The following is a 21,828-nucleotide window of genomic DNA, read 5'->3' as shown; positions in this document are numbered from 1 at the left end:
TGCGCAGCGCCGCCGGCGGCGACTTCGGACGCAGCGAGGTCACCAGTTCCAGCTGGTGGTGAGCGACCGGAAGCAGCGTCGAGGCCGGAAACGACCGGTAGGACCGCCGATAGGACGCACCGATGGACCGCAGTTCCTCCACCGCCCTGCGGTCCATGACGCTCCCGCGCTGCTGCACCTGAGCGCGGGTGTCCGGAGACAGACCAACGACCGCCGCGGTCAAGCCGGCGAGCGAACCGAGAGTGAAAGTACGTCGCAGCAGGATGTCAGTGTCGTCCCGATCCGCCCCTGACACGTCCGCAGAAGCCCGACCCGTCGAGGACGACCGACGATGCGCCGCGGAAGGCAGCGTCCCCGCATCTTCGGTGTAGCGAAGATCAAAAACCAAGAGATGATCGACGCTCACCCCCAGCAGCGCGGCGATCCGCTCGGTCATGCTCACGCTATCGAGCGCGATCACCCCCCGCTCGACCTGCGAGACCCACCACTCCGAGCGGCCGATCCGTTCTGCCAGATCCTTCTGATGCCAGCCCTTACGACGGCGTCCCTTCTCGATCCGGGCGCCCACCGCCTCGTCGATCCACCCCACAGGCCACATCCCTGCTTCAGTGATCGATCAATTACGGAAGCAACCGTACCGGCGGGCGGGCGGAACCGACAGCCGGAATCCGCAACATCGCTGCGGCCTACTCAAGCCTCAAATCCCGATCACTCAGCTCGGTCCCCGCCAGGTCGTTCGCCGCCTCCCCGGTCTCGCAGGGGGCCTACACGTCGGTCACTCATCGCCGTTGACGCTCGATCGCCCGCTCTCGGGCGCCACGTCGCCAAACCGGCACCAGCATGAGGCGGACAAGTTCCAGCGCCACCCGCCGTCGGCTGGGGATGCGGCTGAACAGCGCCGTGAGACACGCCGTTGTGAGGAGGGCTCCCCGGAGGGCACAGAGCGTCAGGCCGATCACTAGCGCATAGCGGGGGTCCACTCGGACGCAACTCCTCTGATGCTCCGTCTCGGCTCACCTCGCCTTGCGGATGGATCGCAGCGTTTCCCCGGTGCTCGTGACGAACCAAAAATCGAAGCCACTGCGATTCGGTGCGACACCGGGCTTAATGCCAGCGACCGCCGCCTTAGCCGCGCCGCTGGGAGTGTTGAACCGCTCTCCCGCCAGGGCGCCGGAGGTCACCGTCAGGGAGTTGCTCATGGGGTCGTAAGTGCCTTCGATCCGCTGACCCTGATAGATCGCGTACACCGGCACGCCCTGCGGCTCGGCGGGGGCGGCCTTCGGAGTCATCCCGGCAGCTCCCAGGCGGAAGTACTCCAGGAGAAACCCAACCGTCTCCGCGAGCGACTCATCCCTGGCGTGTGCGATGAGGGTCAGATCCCGCAAGTACTGAGGTGGCAGTTCCAACTTAGACATGGATATACCCTACGATCGTAGATACCAGTAGACAAGATATGAGGAAAAATCGCAGACACGACACCAAACGGGTCGTGCCAGGGGATCGGCCAGAACTTCCCGGTGCAGACTTCTCGAACAGGTACTACGCCGGAGCTGGGTGAGTATCCGGGGTCGCCGTGACCCCGGGCTTTGTGGCCGCCCAACCACCATCTGCAGCCCGCATTGGCTGCGGCAGAGCCGCCTACAGCGACGCTCCTGGCCGTTCCGTTTACAGGGGAACCCACCTGCCCGCTAGCACGCCCCGTTCTGCATCCGCGTGACGATGCAGTCGCCTAACGTAATTGGATGGACAGTGCGGAGGAACCTGACGCTCCTGAGATCAGCGACGCGTCCGAACTCTGGGTCTATGCGGTGAACTGTTACCTCGACGACAACGCGGACGAGTCCGGCCTCACCGAGGAGCAGCGACACCAACTCCTCGCCCACCGAACCCAGCAGGAACGGATCTACACACCATTCGTCCTCCGGCACATGGGCGCTGATCCCGCTCGCCTCGAAGCCGCAATCGCCGCATGCCGCATCCGCGCTGAACCCAACGGCCAGGGCGTCGCCCCGGACAATGGGTACCCCGAGGCTGTCCGCCTCGGCATGGTGGCCCTGGACGTCCTCCGCGCCTCCGGCGCCGGACGCAGCCGTGCACGTGACCGCCTGCTCCATAAACTCGACGCAGAGCTCACTTTGATCAGGCCACCATCCTGGTCCACCCGGCTGGCGACCGCGCTGGATAACACGCGCTGGTTACGCCGCCCCCGCCGACTCACACCGGGCTGGCATCGTCGGCGTCGCGCCCTCACCAGAAACCTTCGGCTCGACCGATCCCCTCCGGACCGGCCCGCGCATCTCTCGACCGTCACCGCCCTCACCGGGACCACGGCAGTCGGCCGCATCCGCTACGCCGTCTGCCCCGACTGCCACCGCGGACTGGTGTACAAAGTCGACGCCTACCCGCCCCACGGTGGCCTCGGACTCGGCACGATGCTGGTCGACGCCGCTGTCACCGACGGACCGCCCGCCGACGGCTATACCTGGCACACCACTACACAATTCGGCGGGGCGGTCGGATTCTGGCGCGCAATGCGTCGACGCCACCGCACACCCTTCACCGCGCCAACCAGCGCCGCGTGTCCTCACATGGACGTCAATCGGTCACGAAGCTGACGGCCAGCCCGCTGACCGCTGACGCATCTGGCCCGAGCGCCCGACCGCGCCCCTTGCTTATGCTCGCCGCACGGCGCACGCTCCGACGCGCAGGCAGGCGCCCGCCGATCGGCGCTGTGCTGCACAACGGCCCGGCGGAGCCGGCCATGGTGCTGACCTGCGGCCTGGGAGACTTGACCAAAGCGCGACTAGCCGGCCTGGGCACGCTGTTGCTCCGCCAAGAGAGCGCGGCCGAATGTCGTTCGGCACGTCAGCGATCCGTGTCAACTCGCTCACATCCGTGCCGCCCGCTGCCGTTCATGACGTCCCTATCCACGGTCAAACGACGGTCAAGACAGCAAGGAGGCCAGCTTCTCAACTTCAGAAACTGGCCTCTGACCTGCCAAGACTTGGTGGAGATGAGGGGATTCGAACCCCTGACCCCCTCGATGCGAACGAGGTGCGCTACCGGGCTGCGCTACATCCCCAAGCCCGTAGGTACCTTACCAGGACGCTCGGCAGGCTTTTGCATCCGGCCCGGGGCATCACCCCGGAGCCGGATCTCAGCCGTTGACGACCTTCGGCAGCGCGGCACCGGCAGCACGCGCCTGACGCCGCGCAGCGGTCGTCGCACCGGCCGCATCGCGGGTGCGGGCAGCCGGGCGCGACACCGGCCGCACCGCCCACGAACCGTCAGCGGCGAGGTACACCTCGCGCCCGGCGGCGGCCAGCACCCGCACGACGTCACGGGCCGGGCGCTCGCGCTCGGTGCGCGACAGGGACAGCCAGCCGGCGGCCTGACGGACCGCCTCCGGGCCCAGCCACGCCTCGCGGTCGGCGCCCGCGGGCACCTGACGCAGCGCGCGCCGGACGAACGCCTCGGCACGGTGCTGACGGGCCCGGGCGATGAGCACCCGGGCCTGCCGCTCCTGCGCCTCGCGCTGCTGACGCCGCGCGGCCAGAGCCCGCAGGCGACCCAGCAGCCCGACCGCGACCGCGGCCGACGTCACGGCTCCGATCCAGAACGCCCAACCGAAGAACAGCCCGGCGACGGCCTGGCCGGCGACGAGCGTCGCCAGGACCAGCACCAGCCGACGCCGACGGGTACGCTGCACCTCCGCTGCCCGACGCACGGCCGCGGCGGGTACCACGGTCGGAGCCGTCCGCGGCGCCGGCACGACACTCACCGGCCGACCCACAGGCGCACTGACCGGAACCGCGCTCACCGGAACAGCGCTGTTGCCGTTCGCCGGCCGACGAACCCGTACCCGCGCACGGGGAGCGCCACTCTCCGAGAGAGCCTCACGCACCAGTGAAGCGCGGACAGCGGTCAGGTCACGACCATCGGCGGAGACGCCCTGAGCCGTCTTCACCGCGGCGGGAACCACGAGCGACGTCGGCGGGCGCACCGGGCCGCCGGACGGCACCGTGCGCCGCCGACGCTCACGGGGAAGTACCCGCATCGACGAAGCACGCAGCTCCGCCTGACCCCGCAGCGCGGTGTCGTAGCGGTGGGCCAGAGCCGGCATCAGGATCAGCACCCCAGCGGCAACGACCAACGCAAGCAGCACAGACGACGGCATAGACCCTCCCTCCCCCGGTTCCGGGTGAATTACACGTTCGTAGTTCGAGGCTACGAGGGGTAGTCCAGGACATTGCGGAACTCAATGGGCGTGTCTGCTTCCAGACCTTCTCGCCGCCCACTCACCGAACCGCTCAAAAGAGGAGGGCACTATCGAATTTCCAGCCACCCGATCGGGACAATTGTCCCGCTGGCCCGGGCAGTCTCAGCGCGCCGCAGGATCCGTCGACGAACCCGTCCGCACCGTCCGCCACCGCGCCAGCAATCCGGCCGGCGCCACGTCTTCGACGGTCAGCGCGTACCCGACGTGGTCGCGCCAGCCACCGTCGATGTGCAGGTAGCGTGGGTGGAAGCCTTCCTGACGGAAGCCCAATTTCTCGACGACACGCCGACTCGACGTGTTTTCCGGCCGGATGTTGACCTCGATGCGGTGCAGCGCCGCGTGTGCGAACGAGAAGTCCACCGCCATCGCCAACGCCGTCGGGATCACTCCCCGACCGGCCACCCGGTTGTCGACCCAGTAACCGGCGTACGCCGAACAGAACGCGCCACGCACGATGTTCCCGAGCGTCAACTGTCCGACGAACTCGTCCTCGTACGTGACGACGAACGGCATGATCTGCCCGAGCCGGACTCCACGCCGAAGGGAGCGGTACAGCTCGTAGTAATCACTGGTGCGGTGCCGATCGGCCCACGGACGCATCGAGGTGGGCTCCCAGCGGGCCAGCCATTCCTCGTTCGCCAATCTCACCTCGGACCAGGCGCGGGCATCACGGATCCGGTGGGGGCGGAGGCCGACCGGGCCCTCCGCCAGGGTGGCCGGCCAGCCGGGCAGTGCGGTCATCGGCGTCCTCGCGGCGGTAACTGGTGCCGGAAGCTTAGACACCTCCGGTGCCAACGCGCACGGGCGGTCAACGGATCCGTTCAGTCGAAATTCACTCCGGGACGCCTTCCAGCAGGAACGCCGGCAGGTCCACTCCGGTTGCGACGTCGGACGCCGCCTCCGGCACGGCCAGCAACGCGTTGGCCGAGGCGTAGCCGGTGAGAAATGCCTCACCCCCGGTGAGCGGCGACGCCAGGTACCCGCCGTCCTCCGACCGGGCGACCCGCGCCGGGCGGAATTCCCGGACCCCCGGCACCGATCGGATCGGCGAGGTGAGTTCGGCCAACACGGTCGGCCGGTACACCGACGACGCTCCGGCCAGCCGACGCAACATCGGACGCAACACGAGCTCGAACCCGAGCAGCGCTCCCGCGGGGTCACCCGGCAGGCACAGCACCGGCATCCGGGACGGCCCCACCCGCCCGTAGCCGACGACGAGCGACGGCTCCAGCGGCAACGCCTCGAAGTGGACGACGTCGTCGAGCCCGAACAGCCGGCGCAGGACGTCGGTGTGGCCCGCGCCGGTGCCTCCGGTGGTGACGAGCAAATCCGCGCGGTGCGCGTGGTCCTCCACGAGGCGGCGCAGGGCCTCGTCCTCGTCGGGCACGATGCCGACGCGGTGCGCGTGGGCACCGGCCTCGCGGGCGGCCGCCGCCACCCCGAGCGAGTCCACGTCCACGACCCGACCAGGCGTCGAACCCAAGAACCCCGGCCGCGACGAATCCACCAACTCGTCCCCCGTCGCCGCTACCAGCACGCGGGGCGGCGGTGACACCAGTACCGACTCGACCCCGGCCGAGGCCAGTAGCGCGATCGTCGCCGCGGTGACCCGCGAGCCCGCCGGCGCCAGCACAGCTCCGGCCGCGACCGTGCTCCCGCGCCGCCGGATGCCGTCGCCCGGCTGCGGAATGCGCCCGATCCGGACGTTGGCCAGGCCACCGTCGGTGACCTCACCGGCCACGACGGCGTCGGCACCGACCGGCAGCGGTGTTCCGACCGTGACCGTGTAACTGGCACCGGCCGACACGGTGGCCGGCTCCCAGGACGCTGCGGTGAGGTCCCCGATGACCGCCAGTCTGACGTCAGCAAGATGCAGTGACGGATCACCGGACCACTGGGCGTCACCCAGGGTGTCGTGTGCCCGGACGGCGTAGCCGTCCACCGCGGCGACGTCGAACGCCGGGACGGGGCCCGGCGCCACGACGTCTTCGGCCAGCAGGACGCCGAGCGACTCCAGCAGCGCCATCGGCAACGGACGGAGCTGCTCGAGATCGGCCAGCGCCGTGTCCACGAAGCGCTGGGTCCCCATTCCCAGCAGATCCGTGGTCATCCCCCCCGAGATGATCACGCCAGCGACGTTTTCACGTAGTCGGTGAGCCACTCGCGGAACTCCGACCCGAGCTCGTCGTGGTCGACGCCGAGCAGGACGGTGGCCTTCAGGTAGTCGATCTTCGCGCCGGTGTCGTAGCGGCGGCCCTTGAACACGACGCCGTGCACCGGGGTGCCCGCCTTCAGCAGGTCGGCCATCGCGTCGGTGAGCTGGATCTCGCCGCCGGCGCCGGGCTTCGTGTCGCGGATCGCATCGAAAATCTCGGCGGGCAGCACGTAGCGACCGATGATCGCGAGGTTGCTCGGAGCGTCCTCCGGGTCGGGCTTCTCGACCATGTCGGTGACGCGCACGATGTTGCCGAGGTGCCCCTCACCGGTGCGCCCGGTCTCCTCCACCGCCACGATGCCGTAGCGCTTGATGTGCTCCCGCGGCACCTCGAGCAACGCGAGCACGATGCCGCCGTGCTCCTCCTGGACGTCGAGCATCGCCGGGAGGATCGGGTCGCGCGCGTCGATCAGGTCGTCACCGAGCATCACCGCGAACGGCTCGTTGCCGACGTGCGAGGCGGCGCAGAGCACGGCGTGGCCGAGACCCTTCGGCTCACCCTGGCGGCAGGTGTTGATCGAGGCGATCTCCGACGACCGGCGGACCGCGTTCAGCTCCGCCGTCTTGCCCTTCTCCTCGAGCGACTTCTCCAGGTCGGGGCGCCGGTCGAAGTGGTCGACCATCGCGCTCTTGCCGCGACCGGTGACGAGCAGGACGTCGTCGAGGCCTGCGGCGGCCGACTCTTCGACGATGTACTCCAACGCCGGTTTGTCGACGACCGGCAGCAGCTCCTTCGGGACGGCCTTGGTGGCCGGCAGGAAGCGGGTTCCCAGGCCGGCGGCCGGAATGACGGCCTTGCGCGTGGTGCGGGGCTTTGCGGCGGAAGTCTCGACCATGTCGGGAGACTAGCCAACAAACTCGGACGCGTCTTCGTCGGCCACAGGTGTCGACCCGGGTTAACCACAGGAGCTCCATTCCGTAACCAGTCGGGGCATTCGCCATGGCGGAGGGCGGTGCAGCAGCGCGTTTTCCAGCGCGACGGCCACCTGGCCCGCGAACGATCGGACGGTCAGCAGGTCACCGTCGTCGAAGTCGTCCCCGCCGAGCCGGTCGTAGAGCGCGAGGACGCCCAGCAGGCGTCCGTCGGGGATCGCGGGCGGGTGCGGCGGCCCGACGATCGGCACCGCGATGAACGTCCGGCAGTTCTCCCTGCCGTGGCGGGCCTCGCCGGTCGTCGCGACGCCACCGAGCAGCCCCTCCCCGATCACGATCCGGACGTCGTGCGGCCGGCCGAGCGCTCGTCGTCCGACCAGCGTCGATCCGTCGGTTAGCAGCACGATGCCGCTCTCCGCCGCGGTCGTCGCGACGACGCTCTCCAGTACGACTTCCAGGATCCGATCGACGTCGTTGGTGCTCGACATCGTGTCGCCGAGCAGCGCGAGCGTGCCGCGGAGCTGGTCGCGTCCGGCGGTCAGCGCAGCGACGTAGGCCTGCATGCTCCGCGTCATCCGGTTGAACGTGGCGGCGAGCTGCCCGACCTCGTCGAGCACGCGGACGGGCGCGCGGGCCGCCAGATCGCCCTCGGCGACGAGCTGCGCTGCGGCCGCCACTTCCGCCAAGGGCTTGGTGAGCGCCTTGGCCAGGAGGTTCGCTGCGACGAGCGCAGCTCCGGCCGCGGTGAGCACGACTACGGAGAGTGCGCCGTAGAGCGCGCTCGTGTCCGGCGCGGGGGTGCGCAGGACCGTGCGCACGGGTCGGCCGGCCACCGGTTCGAGCACCCGCATCCGGAGGGTCGCCGACCGTACGTCGGTTTCCGTCTTCCTGCTGCTGTCGACGCCCGGCAGGGCGCCGAGCACGGTGGTGACCTCGACGCCAGGGATCGAGACCAGCGCGTCCAGGTCGTCGGCGGTGACCGTGAACGCGGCGCGCGCCCGACCGGCCGGTGAGCCGTCGGCACGGTGGAGCGCGACCTCCGCGGCGATCACGGACCGACCCACGTTCGTCGGCGGCGTCCCGCGCGTGCAGTCGCCCCACTGCGCGACCGGCACGGACAGGTCACCGGCGACGCCGAGCGCGGTGCCGACGGTGTTCTCGACCCGCGCCGTCTCGGCCAGGCCTCGCGTCGCGACGAGGCCCGCCGCGGCGGCCGGCCGCTCGCCGCGGGCGATCCCGGCCGCGAGGGCCTCCGCCGCCGACCGGGCACGCTGGCAGACCGTGTTCACCGCCGTGCTGACGACGGTCGCAGCCGCCCCCAGGCGCTCGGTGGCGCGTTCCTCGGCCAACCGCGTGGCCGTGACCCCGACCGCCACCGCGCCGAGCAGCAACGGCCCCAGCACCACCGAGAGCAGGACCGCGGCGAGTCGCCTGCGTAGGGTCATCGGTACCTCCCGAACTCAGGAGAAGGAGCAGGAATGAGCGCGCCGGACGCCCGAGGGTCGGGACCCGCCCCCGAGCGGCAGGTGTCGGCCCGCGCGGCGAAGGCGGAGCTGCGTGCGCACCGCAAGGCAGCTCGTGCACAGCGCCTCGCCGGCCTCCCTCCGGCCCGGATCGCGACCGAAAGCCGCCGTCTGGTGGCCCATCTCCTCGCGGGTCTCAACGAGCGCGGGGTGTGGTCGGTCGCGGCATACGCACCGATCGGCTCCGAACCGGGGGTCATTCCGGGGCCCCCGCTGCTGTCGGGCGCACCCCGGGTGGGCCTCCCCGACGCGCTCCGGGAAGCCGGGATCGGCGTGCTGCTGCCGCTGATGCGTCCGGACCGCGACCTCGACTGGGCCGGGTACGAGAACCGCGAATCACTCGTGCGCGGTCCCCACGACCTCTGGGAGCCCGATCCGGGCGCGGCCCTGGGCGTCGACGCGGTGCGCTCGGTGGATCTCGTCGTGGTGCCGGCGTTGGTGGTCGGCCGGGACGGGTCGCGGCTCGGGCGCGGCGCCGGCTGCTACGACCGCGCGCTGGCCCGGGTGTCGTCGGAAACACCGCTGGTAGCGCTGGTCTACGACGACGAGGTGCTCGACTCGGTGCCCACCGAGGAGCACGACCGACGCATCACGGATGTGATCACGCCGACTGGCGGCTGGGTGCGATTGAGCCCCGAATAACCCACTGTGAGCAGATCGACAATCCTGACCCGCTGGCGCGAAAGCGCGGAATACCGCACACTTAGCACTCGTTCGATCTGAGTGCCAACAAGGTTCCATCTCCAGGAGGCGGCCGTGCCGACCTACCAATACAAGTGCACGGCCTGCGGCCACCGACTCGACGCGGTTCAGTCGTTCTCCGACGCTCCGCTGAGCGTGTGCCCGGAGTGCCAGGGCGAGCTGCGGAAGCTGTTCTCGTCCGTGGGTGTGGTGTTCAAGGGTTCGGGCTTCTACCGCACCGACTCGCGGTCGGGGTCGACCAGCTCGGAGCCGGCGAAGAGCAGCTCTTCTGCTGACTCGTCTTCTTCGTCCTCGTCTACTTCGTCTACTTCGACGAAGTCGGACAGCTCGTCGTCATCTTCGGGCGGCAGCTCGAGCAGCTCGGGCACCTCGTCGTCGAAGGCCTCGGTCTAGACGCTTTCGCGGTTCGTCAGCCGGTCCTTACCAGGTGAGGGCCGGCTGATCGTTTTTTCCACCGGGTCGCCGGTCGTCCGCAGGTCGGCGTTCGGGCCCGGGCCGCTCCGTGCCGCGCGCCTAGCGTCGCCGCGGGAGGTGTGATGCGGCGCGCGGAACGGTTGGAGGCGCCCCGGGTCTGGCTGCCGCGTGGCAGCCGGCGCGGGTGGGTGCGTGCGGTGTGCGTAGCCACGCTGGTGGCGGCCGCCGTCGCGGTCCTGCTCCTCCCCGATGTCGACGCCGATCAAGGCACCGTCCGAGCCACACCGACCGTTTCGGCCGCGGCCGGGGACAGGCGCGCGGTTGCGGCGTGCCGTTCGCGCGAATTCGTACCACCGCACGGGGCCGTGGGCTTCCCGCTGCGGCTCCCGGATCCGGCCGTGCTCGCGGTGATCCGCGCCGGGCAGCACGTCGACGTGCTCGTACGCCCCGACGGCGACACTGGCACGGCTGACGTCGTCGCGGCCGACCTTGCCGTGCTGTGCGGCGTCGGCGCCGCCGGCGAGCCCGACGGAGTGCTCTATCTCGCGGTCTCCCCCGCCCAGGCCGCGGCGCTGGCGGCGATCGGTCCCGGCGCCCGGCTCTCCGTTACAGTGCGGTCGCCTTGACTGCCGGATGCTTCGATCCGCCTTCGGCGAGGCATAGAGCAACAGCCCCCTGAAGGACGAGAGCAAGAGGACACAGCGCGATGCTCAAGGGATTCCGCGACTTCATCCGCCGCGGCAACGTCGTCGATCTGGCCGTCGGTGTGGTGATCGGCGCCGCGTTCACCGGTCTGGTGACCCAGTTCGGAAATTCGTTCCTCAAGCCATTGATCCAGGTGATTACCGGCGGCGAGAAAGTCGGCGGTTACTTCGAGATCAACGGCGCGAGGTTCGACTACGGAGCGTTCATCACCGCACTGATCGTCTTCGCCCTGACCGCCGCCGCGCTGTACTTCATCGTCGTCGCGCCGATGAACCGGCTCAACGAGCTGCGCCGCCGCGGCCAGGAGCCCGAGCCCGAGGCCCCCAGCGAGGAGGTCGTCCTCCTCACCGAGATCAGGGATGCCCTTCGCGAAGGCAGCAGCCGCCGCTTTTGATCAACAACGGCGGTGGAGCCCGCTGGGGGCGACGCCCTCAGCGGGCCGCTCACTCCCAGTGCGGTGGGCGGTTTTCGAGGAGCTCGAGGTCGCGGAGTTTGTGCGCCGCACCCTCGCGCCAGTCGGTGCTGTCGGTGTCATCGGCGGTCTGATCGGGAAGTACGACGATGTCGGTGTCGTCGATCATCGGGACCTCACGCTCGTCGTCCCACGCCATGCTCGTCGTCTCCTTCTGCTGCAACGACCCAACTCAGCTACGACCAACCCTACGCGGCCCGCGACACCGCCGGATCCCGCTCAGGGCGTCAGCTTCTGGACATACCGAGCCCCTTGCCGGATGCCCTCCCGGTCCCATCTCATCGGTGTTGTCCCACCGTTCCGCCAGAGTTCCACCTGGTCGGTGTAGTGGTCGGAGAACGCATGACCCGACTCCCCGGTGAGGTTCACCCAGCGTGACTCGTCGAGGTCCGCGAGGTTCACGACCATCCGCATCGACGGCACCCACGACACCTCGTAGCCCTCGGCCGGTGTCCACCCGGTGGCGTCGACGATGCTGCTCCCGCCGGCCACCGGATACGGCCCGCGGTTGAACAGCGCCTCGATGAACCCGATGCCGGACGTGCCCAGCGACTGGTTACGGATCGTCAGGGTGTGCAGGTCGCCCCACCGCCAGTCGGAGGGGTCGTTCCCGAGTCGCTCGGTCAGTTCGTCCGAGGCGTCGACCAGAGCCTTCCGGAGGATGTCGTCGCGCTTCTCGACCACGGGAGTGCCGCGGTCGTCCCACCACGGCGAGTCCGGCTCCTTCACCAGTTTGCTGACCACCAGGAAGTAGCGGCCACCGCCGTCCGGCGTGATGTCGCCCGGCAGTTCGTCGAACGTGCGGAGCAGCAGGTGCCGCCAGACCGCGTTGAAGTACGCCGCACCGGCGGAGCTCTGTGTCTGGTGGAGGTCCCACCGGCTCAACAACTCGCGGACGCGCGGCGGCGCGCCGTCCACCTGGGTGAGCACCGGTACCAATGCGGACGCGACCGCACTCCAGTTGTCCATCTGGATCGCGTTCATGTCGGCGGCGTCGACCTTGCCCGCCGCGAACTTCGCGCGCAGCAGCGCGTCGATGCGGGCGCTGCGGTAGCCGGTGTCCCAGTCGTAACCGAGTACCGGACCCGCGCCCTCGCGGACCGGCGCCTGGTTCGCGGTCACGATGTAGCCGGCCGGTGGGTTGTACGTGTACGGCAGCTGATCGAACGGCACCGTGCCGACCCAGTCGTAGCTCGGGTTCCAGCCCGGCGCCGGGAACAGCCCGTCGCCGCTGCCGCGGACCGGGATCGTTCCCGGTGCCTGGTAGCCGATGTTGCCGTCGACGTCGGCGTAGACCATGTTCTGCGCCGGCACGGCGAACAGCTTCGCCGCGGCGCGGAACTGGGTGAAATCGGCGACGCGGTTCAGTGCGAACAATGCGTCCGCGGTACGGCTCGGCGTGAGCGCCGTCCAGCTCAGGGCCACCGCATAGGCGGGGTTGGCCGTCTGCGGCTCCTGGGTGGGAACACCCTGGGCGTCGACGCCGGGTTTGGCCCCGACCGCGCGCAGGTCGGCATCCTGATCGGACAGCAGCGGGCCGTGGACCGTGGACCGGACGGTGATCGTGACGTCGTCGCTCCCGGCGACCTTGATCCGTTCGGTGCGGGTCACCAGCGGCACCTGCTCGCCGTCGCGCTCGTAGGTGTCCCCGCTGACGCGCTCCAGGAACAGGTCGGTGACGTCGGGCCCGAGGTTCGTGAAGCCCCAGGCGACGCGGGCGTTGTGCCCGATCACCACACCCGGGACGCCCGAGAAGCTGAACCCCGACACGTCGAACGGGCACGCGGCGCTGACCGTGCTGCAGTGCAGGCCGACCTGGTACCACACCGACGGCATGGCCGGGCCCAGGTGCGGGTCGTTGGCCAACAGGGGCTTGCCGGTGGCCGTCTTGCTGCCGCCGACGACCCACGAGTTCGACCCGATGCCGTCGCCGGTTCCGAGCAGTGCGGGGAGGCTCCCCAGGCCGGTGCCGAGCGCGTCGAGCTGACCGCTCAGGCCGCTGAGAGCGGCCCGGACCGCGGCCTCGTCACCGGTCTCCGGTGAGCCGCCGCCACCCCCGGCGGTGCGGCGCGCCGGCGGGGTGCTGCCCGTGTCCTGCGGCACGACGGCCTTCGGTTGGAACGTCCCGTCGACGACCGCGCCGGACGTCACGATCGGCGGGTTCTGCTCGTACGGGTACTCGGGGTAGAGCTCGTTGATCTGCTCCCAGTCGAGGCCCGACGCGAGCAGCTGGGCCCGCTCGAGCTCGTCGCCCATGTTGCTGCGCAGGTCCCAGGCCATCGCCTTGAGCCAGGCCAGGCTGTCGACCGGCGTCCAACGCTCGATCTCGTAGCCGGAGTTCTGCAGCCCCAGCACCGCGTACTCCAGGCTCGCCGAGCGACCGGAGTGTTCGTCGATCCAGGCGTTGACGCCCTCGGCGTAGGCCGAGAGCCAGCGGCGACTGTCGGCGGACAGCAGCGGCAGCTCCTGTTCGGCGACCCGCCGCCAGCCCATCGTGCGGATGTACTTGTCGGTGGAGACCTGGGACGGGCCGAAGAGCTCGGCGAGACGCCCGGACGTGACGTGCCGCCGGAAGTCCATCTCCCAGAACCGGTCGACGGCGTGCAGGTATCCCTCGGCGCGGAACAGGTCGTCGGCGTTCTGCGCGTAGACCTGCGGGATGCCCTGGGCGTCGCGGTACACGTCGACGGTGGAATCGAGGCCGGGCACCTTCACGGTGCCGGTGTAGTCGGGCAGCGACGCGCGGATCGTGAAGTACAGCGTGCCCGCCACAACACAAGCCAGGACGACCAGGACGACGAGGAAAGACAGGCCGATCCGGCGCAGAACCTTAGCCACGTTCACAGACGGCGACCTTAAGCCCTGGGAGGGCCGGAGTCCCTGAAAGTGAACACGACTGATCCGATACCCAGCGAGCCTGTGGACAACCGTGGAGGGTTCGCCCGGCGCGGTTAGCCTGGATGTACTGGATCCTTCGCGCCGACAGCGTCGCCGGCGCGCGCCCCGGTCACCGCCGGGGCGCTCGCGGGAAGGGGTTGGCTCATGTTGGACGCCGATCGACTGGCCAGAGCTCGTCGCACGCGACTGGCTCGTAGCACCCGACTGAATGGCCAGCGTGTCTGGCCCGAATCCTTCGCCGACCGTCTCACCAGTCCGCTCCCCGGTCCGCGGGAGCAGTTCCAGCTCCTGCGGCGCGGCCGTCCCCGGGTCGACCGCACCGACGCCGCCCGCATCCCGATCGACCGGTCCGGGTTCGTCCGGGCCACCGGGCAGGACCAGGCCGTCGTCACCTGGGTCGGGCACGCCAGTTACGTCGTGCAGATCGGTGGCCTCACCGTGCTCACCGACCCGATCTGGTCCGACGCCATGCCGGGCGTCAGCCGCCGGGTGACGCCGCCCGGAGTGGCCTGGTCCGAGCTGCCGCCGATCGACGCGGTGGTGATCAGCCACAACCACTACGACCACCTCGACGCACCGACGATCCGCCGTCTCCCGCGGGACACACCGGTCTTCGTCCCGGCCGCGCTCGGCGAGTGGTTCACCCGGCGCGGGTTCACCGCTGTCACCGAGTTCGACTGGTGGGAGTCCACGGTGCTGGCCGGGGTCACGTTCGACTTCGTGCCCGCCCACCACTGGAGCCGGCGGTCGCTCACCGACACGTGCAAGACGCTCTGGGGCGGGTGGGTGCTCACCGACGACGCCGGTCGGCGCATCTACTTCGCCGGTGACACCGGCTACGGCCACTGGTTCGCCGAGATCGGCACGCGGTACCCGGGCATCGATCTGGCGCTGCTGCCGATCGGCGCCTACTACCCGCGCTGGTTCATGCAGCCGGTGCACATGGACCCCGATGAGGCCGTGCGCGCGTGCACGGACCTGGGCGCGACGCGGATGGCGACGATGCACTGGGGCACGTTCGTGCTCACCGGGGAGCCGCTGACCGAGCCGCGCGAGAAGGCTCAGCAGGCCTGGGCGGCCGCCGACCGCCCGCGCGAACACCTCTGGGACCTCGCGATCGGCGAGTCACGCGAGCTTCCTCGCTGATCCCCGCCGCAAGCGGTCCCCGTCGGGCGCGTCACAGCGTCCCGAAACGGGACCGCTACCGCCGGGCCGGCGCGAGCGGTCCCGTTGGGTCGACCCAGGGCGCGCCTGAACGGGACCGCTACCGCTAGCTCGGGTCGCTCCCGGCGGCCGGGTTGGTGTCGCCGGCCAGTTGCACGTACCCCTCGAGGTGGATCCGGAGCATCCGGCGCCCCTGCAGGAGCACCTCCTCGTCCCCCTCCGGCGAACGGCTGAACGCGAACTTGATCAGCGCGTCGGCCACCTTCGTCGTCGTGAGCAGCGCGAGCCGCAACGCCGGGGTGTCCACCACCCCGAACCGGGCGTGCAACAGGCTCGCGATCCGGCTGGCGACGACCGAGTCGTTGTCCTGCGTCGGGTCGAGCAGGTGCGTGTCGACGATGTCCCCGAACCGCACCGCGCGGAACCCGGGGTGGTGGCGACACAGGTCCACGTAGATGTCGAACGCCACGTCGACGGTGTCCCACCAGTGCGCGAACTGGTCGTCGACGAGCGCCTCGTCCAACCGCTCCGCGAACACCGCGAGGTTCCGCGCCGAGAGCGCCTTCACGGCCGCCCGCTTGTCGGCGAAGAACTGGTAGAAGGACCCCGGCGAGACCCGGGCCCGGCGCGCGATGAGGCTCGTCGTCGTCGCCTCGTACCCGCGCTCGGCCACCAGGTCGCCGGCGGCGTCGAGAATCCGCTCGACGCGCTGGCGGCTGCGCTGCTGGCTGGGCAACCGACGCAGCGGCTCCGACGCCGAATGTTCGGCGAGCCAGACCTCGGCCACGGACTGACCCGCATCACGTCCCGGACCGCCACCGGGCCCACGTCTTGTCCCGGGCCGAGCCCCGGCGCGGGCTCCGAGTGGCCTTGACGGCTTTCCGGGGATCTGCGACGTCTGTCGGACTGTGGTCACACACTGAGTATCTACTGAGAAGTCGCTTCGGAGGTGCACAGCCGGACTTAGGCTGTCCCTCGGCCCGATCCGGACCTGCGAACGAGCACTGGAGGCGCCGGATGGCACGGCCCGGCAACCCACCTGGCGAATTGCCTGGTCAGGAGGCCAATCCGGATTCGCACGATGCCCCAACCGTGCCATTGGACGCCGCACAGCCCCTCGCGGACCCGACATCTGCTCCGATACCGCAGCGACGCGGAGACCCGGCGCGCCACGAATTCGGCACGCCGGAGCAGGCCGAAACCGGAGTCCACGTCACACCTCGGGCCCGTCCCGGTCACGCTCCGTATACCCCCGGCCAGGACGCCGTAACCGAGCCGGCCCCCCGCTCCACCACTCCCGACGCGATCTTCGCGCGGTTGGAAGCCGCCACCGCCCACCTCGAACCACCGTTCGCGGTCCTCGACCGCACGGCGTTCCGGGCGAACGCCGTAGCACTCACCCGCCGCGCCGCCGGCACCCCGATCCGGGTGGCGAGCAAGTCGCTGCGCTGTCGCACCGCGCTGATCGAGACGCTCTCTCTGGACGGCTTCGCCGGAGTGCTGGCCTACGCACTACCCGAGGCACTCTGGCTGGCCGAGGGCGACGGTGCAACCGCGTTCACCGACGTGGTCGTGGCGTACCCGACCGCGAACCGGGCGGCGCTCGCCGAGCTCACCCGGTCCGCGCGGCTGGCCGAACGGGTCACGCTGATGGTCGACTCGATCGACCAGCTCGACCTCATCGACCAGATCGCACCTCCGGGCCGACGGCCGGAGATCCAGGTCTGCCTCGACCTCGACGCCTCGCTGAAGCTCGGTCGCTTCCACCTCGGTGTACGGCGGTCTCCGGTGCATACAGCGGCCGACGCGGCCGTGCTCTCGCGTCGCGTGGCGCTTCGCAAGGGCTTTCGCATCACCGGCTTGATGTCGTACGAGGCGCAGATCGCGGGGGTGGGCGACAACCCCGGCCGGTTCTTCCGCGCGCTCGCGGTGCGCTGGATGCAACGCCGCTCCTGGGCCGAGTTGCTCGAACGCCGCGCGAAGATCGTCGTCGCGGTGCGGAGCACGCTCGAGCAGGTCGGCGAGCCCCCACTGCGGTTCGTCAACGCCGGCGGCACCGGGAGCATCGAGAAGAGCGCGGCGGACCCGGCGGTGACCGAGGTCGCCGCCGGATCCGGGCTCTACGGCCCGGCACTGTTCGACACCTACCGCACGTTCACGCCCCGACCGGCGGCGATGTTCGCGACCCAGGTGGTGCGCCGGCCGGCCCGCGGCTGGGTGACCGTCGCCGGCGGCGGCTGGGTGGCCTCGGGCGCGCCCGGTTCCGACCGCGCGCCCACCCCGGTCTACCCCCCGGGTCTGACGCTGTCGCCGACCGAGGGCGCCGGCGAGGTGCAGACCCCACTCACCGGAGAAGCCACCGCGTACCTGAAGCTCGGCGACCGGGTCTGGTTCCGCCACGCCAAGGCCGGCGAACTCTGCGAACACGTCGACGTGCTGCACGTCGTCGACGGTGACCGGGTGGTGGACGTCGTTCCCACCTACCGGGGTGAAGGCAAGGCATTCTGACAGTCCCGACGAGCTCACGGAGTTGCCGATGACAGTGTTGTCGCCCGCGACCAACTGGGCGGGCAACGAGCACTGGGCCCCGGCCGAGGTCGCCACTCCCGCGAGTGTCGACGACCTGGCCGCGACCATCCGCGAGGCCCGCGAGCGTGGCCTGCGGATCAAGCCGATCGGCGCGGCCCACTCGTTCACCCCGATCGCCGCGACCGACGGCGTCCAGGTCAGCCTCGACGCGCTGGGAGGCGTCGTCCGCGGCGACGCGGAAACCGGTCTGGTGACGCTGCGCGGCGGAACGCGCCTGCGGGACATCCCACGGCTCCTGGCGCCGTACGGGCTCGCGATGACCAACCTCGGCGACATCGACTCCCAGTCGATCGCCGGCGCGATCTCCACCGGCACGCACGGCACCGGTGGCCGCTTCGGCGGGCTGTCGACGCAGGTCCGCGGGTTGACGCTGGTGCTGGCCGACGGGTCGATCGTCGACTGCGACGCGTCCACCGATCCGGCGTTGTTCGAGGCCGCCCGGCTCGGTCTCGGAGCGATCGGCGTCATCGCCGCCGTGACGCTGCAGTGCGAGCCCGCGTTCCTGCTGCACGCGGTGGAGAAGCCGGTGCCGTTGGACGAGATGCTCGCCACCGTGCACGAGCGCGTCGACGAGCACGACCACGTCGAGTTCTTCTGGTTCCCGCACACGACCGGCACGCTCTACAAACAGAACAACCGCCTTCCGGGCGACGCCCTGCGCAAGCCGCTGTCACGTGGGCGCGCGTGGTGGGACGACGAGTTCCTCTCGAACACGGTCTTCGCCTGGGCGTGCGAGCTCGGCCGGGCGGCTCCGCGGGCGATCCGGCCGATCGCGGCGGTGTCGGCGCGGGCGCTCGGGGCGCGCGAGTACGTCGACCGGTCGGCCGCGGTCTTCGCCACGCAGCGGCGGGTGCGGTTCCGGGAGTCGGAGTGGTCGATCCCCCGGGCGGCGCTCGGGGAGGCGCTCACCGAGATCCGGCGGCTGATCGAACGGCGTGGGTGGCGCATCTCGTTTCCCGTCGAGGTGCGGATGTCGGCCGCCGACGACCTGTGGCTCTCCACCGCCCACGGACGGGACTCCGCCTACGTCGCGGTGCACCAGTACCACCGCACGCCGCACGAGGACTACTTCCGGGCGGTCCAGGACGTCATGCTCGCCCTGGAGGGGCGTCCCCACTGGGGAAAACTGCACTACTTGGACGTCACCGAGCTGAGCGGCCGCTACCCCAGGTTCCAGGACTTCCTAGCGGTACGCGACCGAGCAGACCCCGACCGAGCCTTCGACAACACCCATCTGCGGCAGGTGCTGGGTGCCTAAGCAATTTTGTCGGGGGGTAGTGGTTACATCGATGTAAGTAGCCACGCACCCTCGGAGGTGGAGATGCGAACCGCCAAAAGATTGCACCAGTCGGCCGAGCCTTGCCCTCACTGCCGGGGTGGCCTGATCGGGGCCGACCAGTGGGACGAGTGGTTCGCCCGGCGGGACGACGCCGAGTCGGCCTGGGCCTCGGAGCACGGGTCACTCGACGAGTTCGATCTCGCCGAGCTGCTCGACTCGGCACCGGACGGCGACGTCGAGGTCGAATGCACGAGCTGCGCCGGCACCGGCTTCGGGGCTCGACAGGTCCCCCGCCAGCGTAGCCACGCCGCGTGACGCTCGCGCTACCCCGACACATCCACCGAGTGGTCGTTTTTCGCTTCCTTGACCTCGTGTTTTCTTGGCGACCCATGGTGACCGGTTAAGCTGTCGCACGCTCCGACTAACCTGACGCTCGTCCGACCCGGACCAGTCGCACCGCAGCGCCGGACCAGCCGTGATGCCCGGCAGCCGCATCGAACCCCCGCGAGAGGCCATGAACGCCGACCCGACGACCACTCTCCCCGAGGCCGCCCCGCACGCCCGTCACGCCAGCATCAGCGGTGGTGACCCCGCCGACCCGCAGGCGTCGCTCAACGAGCTCGACCACGGGCCGAACACGCTCGACGCCACGATCGTGCTGCCCTGCTACAACGAGGGCCCACACGTTCTGCTGGAGCTCGAGCGCATCACCAAGGCGATGGACGCGAGCGGCTTCCGCTACGAGTTGCTCGTCATCGACGACAAGTCGACCGACAACACGCTGCAGGTGCTCCAGGAGGCGCTGCCCCGGTTCCCGCGCATGCGGTTGATGCCGTTCCAGCGCAACGGCGGTTCGGGTACCGCTCGCCGGATCGGTAGCGCCGAGGCCTACGGACGCATCGTCGTCTGGACCGACTCGGACATGACGTACCCGAACGAGCGCATCCCCGAGTTCATCCAGTACCTGATCGACCACCCGGAGACCGACCAGGTCGTCGGCGCCCGCACCACCGAGCAGGGCACGCACAAGGTCCTCCGGGTGCCGGCCAAGTGGGTCATCCGGAAGGTCGCCGAGACGCTGGCCGGCACGAAGATCCCCGACCTCAACTCGGGTCTGCGTGCCTTCCGCCGCGACGTCTCGCTGCCCTACCTGCGGCTGCTGCCCCCCGGCTTCAGCTGCGTGACGACGATCACGCTCTCGTTCCTGAGCAATCAGCACACCGTCGACTACCTGCCGATCGACTACGCGAAGCGCGCCGGCACGTCGAAGTTCCACTTCGTCCGGGACGCGTACCGCTACATCCTGCAGGTGCTGCGGATGGTGATGTACTTCAACCCGATCAAGGTCCTGATGCCGCTGGCGCTGGTCCTGCTCGGTGTCGGCGTCACCAAGGCGATCGTCGACGTCATCATCTACTTCTTCCGCATCACGACGAACTCGCTGCTGCTGATCGTCACGGGCCTGTTGATCGCGTCGGTGGCGCTGCTCGCAGACCTGATCGTGCGCTCGAGGGCGGATTGACCCGGCCGGAGCCGGACGCCCCGCTCGAGTCGGGCCCCCAGTCGGAGCCCGACAGCGCCGGAGCATCCGCTCCGGCGCCGCGCCGCGGACGTGCGGCACTGTTCAACGCCGTCAAGATCGTGCTCTTGCTGGCGATGCTCGCGTTCGCGGGTTACTACCTGGTCGACAACTGGCCGGAGGTCTCCCGAGCCCTCCGGCAGCTTTCGACGGCGCTGGCGGTCGCGTCGATCGTGCCGGCGGTGCTGGCGATGGTGTGCGGGATGTTCGTCTGGCGGTCGCTCCTAGCTGATTTGGGATCCCGCCTGCCGGTGCTGGTGGCGGCGCGGATCTTCTTCGTCAGCCAGCTGGGTAAATACCTGCCGGGCTCGGTGTGGTCGATCGCGACGCAGATCGAGCTCGGTTACCAACACAAGGTGCCGCGCCGGGTCAGCCTGTCGGTCGGCATCCTGGGGCTCGCGCTGGTCGTCGCTGTCGGTTTCCCGATCTCGGCGGTGCTGCTCCCGCTCGGTGCGCCCGACGTCCTGGGTCGGTACTGGTGGGGCATGCTCGCGGTGCCATTCGTACTCGCGGCGCTGCACCCGGCGATCCTCGGCCCGCTGGCCGACTTCGCGTTCAAGGTTCTCCGCCGGCCGCCGCTGCCCAAGCGTCCGACCGGCAAGGGCATCACGATCGCGGCGGCGTGGCAGGCAGGCGTCTGGTTCTTCTTCGGCGTGCACGCCTGGCTGCTGCTGGTCGGCTTCGGTGCGCCGCCGCTTCGGGCGTTGGCGGTCGCTATCGGCGGCTACTCGCTGGCGTACTCGCTGGGCATGCTCGCGATCCCCGTGCCGGCCGGCGCGGGTGTCCGCGACATCGCCCTGGTGGCCGCGTTCTCCGCGGTCGTGACGGTGGAGCAGGCGGCCCTGGTCGCCCTGGTGTCGCGGGTGATCCTCGCCGCGGTGGACGTAGGTCTGGCCGGCGGCCAGTATCTGGTCACCGCCCGGCGCGTCGCGCCCCCAACAGACGATCTCCCCGAACCGGCCAACACACCCGCGTGACCCACGAGAAGGGCGCCGTCCTGACGGACGGCGCCCTTCTCATGTGGGCGCGACGCTCGAGCGGTCCCAATGCGCCTAGTGATGGCACGCCTGAACGGGACCGCTTCAAGGGCGCTCCCAAGCGGGCCCGCGAGGGCAAGCCCACACCCGCCGGAACGG

20 protein-coding genes, 1 tRNA gene and 1 pseudogene are annotated in these 21,828 nt (G+C 70.1%); 11 read left to right on the top strand and 11 right to left on the bottom strand.

Going from position 1 to position 21,828, the window contains the following annotated elements:
- Nucleotides 1-403 precede the first annotated feature (403 nt).
- Both ACGFY5_RS04010 and ACGFY5_RS04005 read right to left on the bottom strand, forming a co-directional pair.
- Nucleotides 404-598, bottom strand: a pseudogene (locus tag ACGFY5_RS04010) (helix-turn-helix domain-containing protein); the annotation flags it as partial.
- A 415-nt stretch (nt 599-1,013) separates the two neighbouring features.
- Nucleotides 1,014-1,415, bottom strand: a complete 402-nt coding sequence (locus tag ACGFY5_RS04005) for a hypothetical protein (RefSeq protein WP_392717060.1) — start codon at nt 1,413-1,415, stop codon at nt 1,014-1,016.
- Between the two features lie 327 nt (nt 1,416-1,742).
- Here ACGFY5_RS04005 and ACGFY5_RS04000 point away from each other — a divergent pair, with 327 nt between their 5' ends.
- On the top strand, nt 1,743-2,615 hold the full coding sequence (locus ACGFY5_RS04000; RefSeq protein ID WP_392717058.1) for a hypothetical protein: 873 nt from the start codon (nt 1,743-1,745) through the stop codon (nt 2,613-2,615).
- A gap of 390 nt (nt 2,616-3,005) precedes the next feature.
- Here the strand turns inward: ACGFY5_RS04000 and ACGFY5_RS03995 are convergent.
- The 6 genes from ACGFY5_RS03995 to ACGFY5_RS03970 form a co-directional block, all read right to left on the bottom strand.
- Nucleotides 3,006-3,082, bottom strand: a tRNA-Ala gene (locus ACGFY5_RS03995).
- A 75-nt stretch (nt 3,083-3,157) separates the two neighbouring features.
- Nucleotides 3,158-4,177, bottom strand: a complete 1,020-nt coding sequence (locus ACGFY5_RS03990; RefSeq protein ID WP_392717056.1) for a hypothetical protein — start codon at nt 4,175-4,177, stop codon at nt 3,158-3,160.
- Nucleotides 4,178-4,381: 204 nt separating this feature from the next.
- Entirely contained in the window at nt 4,382-5,020 is a 639-nt protein-coding gene (locus ACGFY5_RS03985) for a GNAT family N-acetyltransferase (protein ID WP_392717054.1), read from the bottom strand.
- Between the two features lie 91 nt (nt 5,021-5,111).
- Nucleotides 5,112-6,407 (bottom strand): gephyrin-like molybdotransferase Glp, encoded by a 1,296-nt coding sequence (gene glp / locus ACGFY5_RS03980; protein ID WP_392717052.1) that lies wholly within the window; start codon nt 6,405-6,407, stop codon nt 5,112-5,114.
- The gene (gene galU, locus ACGFY5_RS03975; protein ID WP_392717050.1) at nt 6,404-7,330 is read right to left on the bottom strand and encodes a UTP--glucose-1-phosphate uridylyltransferase GalU; all 927 of its coding nucleotides are present in this window, start codon (nt 7,328-7,330) and stop codon (nt 6,404-6,406) included. The genes glp and galU overlap by 4 nt, the downstream gene beginning before the upstream one ends.
- A 60-nt stretch (nt 7,331-7,390) precedes the next feature.
- Entirely contained in the window at nt 7,391-8,812 is a 1,422-nt protein-coding gene (locus tag ACGFY5_RS03970) for a HAMP domain-containing protein (protein ID WP_392717048.1), read from the bottom strand.
- Nucleotides 8,813-8,845: 33 nt separating this feature from the next.
- On the opposite strand from ACGFY5_RS03970, the gene ACGFY5_RS03965 reads away from it, so the two are divergent.
- The 4 genes from ACGFY5_RS03965 (at nt 8,846) to mscL (ending at nt 11,105) form a co-directional block, all read left to right on the top strand.
- Entirely contained in the window at nt 8,846-9,532 is a 687-nt protein-coding gene (locus ACGFY5_RS03965; protein WP_392717046.1) for a 5-formyltetrahydrofolate cyclo-ligase, read from the top strand.
- 114 nt (nt 9,533-9,646) lie between these two features.
- On the top strand, nt 9,647-9,985 hold the full coding sequence (locus ACGFY5_RS03960) for an FmdB family zinc ribbon protein (RefSeq protein WP_392717044.1): 339 nt from the start codon (nt 9,647-9,649) through the stop codon (nt 9,983-9,985).
- Between the two features lie 143 nt (nt 9,986-10,128).
- Nucleotides 10,129-10,632: a hypothetical protein gene (locus tag ACGFY5_RS03955; RefSeq protein ID WP_392717042.1), complete on the top strand. Its 504-nt coding sequence runs from the start codon at nt 10,129-10,131 to the stop codon at nt 10,630-10,632.
- Between the two features lie 80 nt (nt 10,633-10,712).
- The gene (gene mscL, locus ACGFY5_RS03950) at nt 10,713-11,105 is read left to right on the top strand and encodes a large conductance mechanosensitive channel protein MscL (protein ID WP_392717040.1); all 393 of its coding nucleotides are present in this window, start codon (nt 10,713-10,715) and stop codon (nt 11,103-11,105) included.
- A 49-nt stretch (nt 11,106-11,154) separates the two neighbouring features.
- Here mscL and ACGFY5_RS03945 read toward each other — a convergent pair whose 3' ends face one another.
- Both ACGFY5_RS03945 and ACGFY5_RS03940 read right to left on the bottom strand, forming a co-directional pair.
- On the bottom strand, nt 11,155-11,322 hold the full coding sequence (locus ACGFY5_RS03945) for a hypothetical protein (protein WP_392717038.1): 168 nt from the start codon (nt 11,320-11,322) through the stop codon (nt 11,155-11,157).
- Between the two features lie 80 nt (nt 11,323-11,402).
- A complete protein-coding gene (locus ACGFY5_RS03940) occupies nt 11,403-14,027 on the bottom strand; it encodes a penicillin acylase family protein (protein ID WP_392717036.1) in 2,625 nt (874 codons plus the stop codon).
- Nucleotides 14,028-14,225: 198 nt separating this feature from the next.
- Here ACGFY5_RS03940 and ACGFY5_RS03935 point away from each other — a divergent pair, with 198 nt between their 5' ends.
- Nucleotides 14,226-15,227 (top strand): MBL fold metallo-hydrolase, encoded by a 1,002-nt coding sequence (locus ACGFY5_RS03935; RefSeq protein ID WP_392717034.1) that lies wholly within the window; start codon nt 14,226-14,228, stop codon nt 15,225-15,227.
- A gap of 124 nt (nt 15,228-15,351) precedes the next feature.
- Here ACGFY5_RS03935 and ACGFY5_RS03930 read toward each other — a convergent pair whose 3' ends face one another.
- Nucleotides 15,352-16,032, bottom strand: coding sequence for a TetR/AcrR family transcriptional regulator (locus ACGFY5_RS03930; protein ID WP_392717032.1), 681 nt, complete (start codon nt 16,030-16,032; stop codon nt 15,352-15,354).
- Between the two features lie 530 nt (nt 16,033-16,562).
- Here ACGFY5_RS03930 and ACGFY5_RS03925 point away from each other — a divergent pair.
- The 5 genes from ACGFY5_RS03925 (at nt 16,563) to ACGFY5_RS03905 (ending at nt 21,669) form a co-directional block, all read left to right on the top strand.
- Nucleotides 16,563-17,753 (top strand): amino acid deaminase/aldolase, encoded by a 1,191-nt coding sequence (locus ACGFY5_RS03925; RefSeq protein WP_392717030.1) that lies wholly within the window; start codon nt 16,563-16,565, stop codon nt 17,751-17,753.
- Nucleotides 17,754-17,781: 28 nt separating this feature from the next.
- Nucleotides 17,782-19,092: a D-arabinono-1,4-lactone oxidase gene (locus ACGFY5_RS03920; protein ID WP_392717028.1), complete on the top strand. Its 1,311-nt coding sequence runs from the start codon at nt 17,782-17,784 to the stop codon at nt 19,090-19,092.
- Nucleotides 19,093-19,155: 63 nt separating this feature from the next.
- A complete protein-coding gene (locus tag ACGFY5_RS03915; protein ID WP_392717026.1) occupies nt 19,156-19,428 on the top strand; it encodes a hypothetical protein in 273 nt (90 codons plus the stop codon).
- A 199-nt stretch (nt 19,429-19,627) separates the two neighbouring features.
- Entirely contained in the window at nt 19,628-20,635 is a 1,008-nt protein-coding gene (locus ACGFY5_RS03910; protein WP_051569737.1) for a glycosyltransferase family 2 protein, read from the top strand.
- A complete protein-coding gene (locus ACGFY5_RS03905; protein ID WP_392717023.1) occupies nt 20,632-21,669 on the top strand; it encodes a YbhN family protein in 1,038 nt (345 codons plus the stop codon). Before ACGFY5_RS03910 ends, ACGFY5_RS03905 begins: the two co-directional genes overlap by 4 nt.
- Nucleotides 21,670-21,828 lie beyond the last annotated feature (159 nt).

This window comes from Cryptosporangium sp. NPDC048952, assembly GCF_043197895.1.
In the GTDB taxonomy this organism is placed as follows: Bacteria; Actinomycetota; Actinomycetes; order Mycobacteriales; family Cryptosporangiaceae; genus Cryptosporangium.
This window is presented reverse-complemented; position numbering and strand designations above follow the sequence as displayed.

What these genes read in the sequence shown, in the direction of transcription:
- ACGFY5_RS04005 (WP_392717060.1), bottom strand. Translation starts at nt 1,415, where the DNA reads ATGTCTAAGTTGGAACTGCCACCTCAGTACTTGCGGGATCTGACCCTC.
- ACGFY5_RS04000 (WP_392717058.1), top strand. Translation starts at nt 1,743, where the DNA reads ATGGACAGTGCGGAGGAACCTGACGCTCCTGAGATCAGCGACGCGTCC.
- ACGFY5_RS03990 (WP_392717056.1), bottom strand. Translation starts at nt 4,177, where the DNA reads ATGCCGTCGTCTGTGCTGCTTGCGTTGGTCGTTGCCGCTGGGGTGCTG.
- ACGFY5_RS03985 (WP_392717054.1), bottom strand. Translation starts at nt 5,020, where the DNA reads ATGACCGCACTGCCCGGCTGGCCGGCCACCCTGGCGGAGGGCCCGGTC.
- galU (WP_392717050.1), bottom strand. Translation starts at nt 7,330, where the DNA reads ATGGTCGAGACTTCCGCCGCAAAGCCCCGCACCACGCGCAAGGCCGTC.
- ACGFY5_RS03970 (WP_392717048.1), bottom strand. Translation starts at nt 8,812, where the DNA reads ATGACCCTACGCAGGCGACTCGCCGCGGTCCTGCTCTCGGTGGTGCTG.
- ACGFY5_RS03965 (WP_392717046.1), top strand. Translation starts at nt 8,846, where the DNA reads ATGAGCGCGCCGGACGCCCGAGGGTCGGGACCCGCCCCCGAGCGGCAG.
- ACGFY5_RS03955 (WP_392717042.1), top strand. Translation starts at nt 10,129, where the DNA reads ATGCGGCGCGCGGAACGGTTGGAGGCGCCCCGGGTCTGGCTGCCGCGT.
- mscL (WP_392717040.1), top strand. Translation starts at nt 10,713, where the DNA reads ATGCTCAAGGGATTCCGCGACTTCATCCGCCGCGGCAACGTCGTCGAT.
- ACGFY5_RS03945 (WP_392717038.1), bottom strand. Translation starts at nt 11,322, where the DNA reads ATGGCGTGGGACGACGAGCGTGAGGTCCCGATGATCGACGACACCGAC.
- ACGFY5_RS03935 (WP_392717034.1), top strand. Translation starts at nt 14,226, where the DNA reads ATGTTGGACGCCGATCGACTGGCCAGAGCTCGTCGCACGCGACTGGCT.
- ACGFY5_RS03920 (WP_392717028.1), top strand. Translation starts at nt 17,782, where the DNA reads ATGACAGTGTTGTCGCCCGCGACCAACTGGGCGGGCAACGAGCACTGG.
- ACGFY5_RS03915 (WP_392717026.1), top strand. Translation starts at nt 19,156, where the DNA reads ATGCGAACCGCCAAAAGATTGCACCAGTCGGCCGAGCCTTGCCCTCAC.
- ACGFY5_RS03910 (WP_051569737.1), top strand. Translation starts at nt 19,628, where the DNA reads ATGAACGCCGACCCGACGACCACTCTCCCCGAGGCCGCCCCGCACGCC.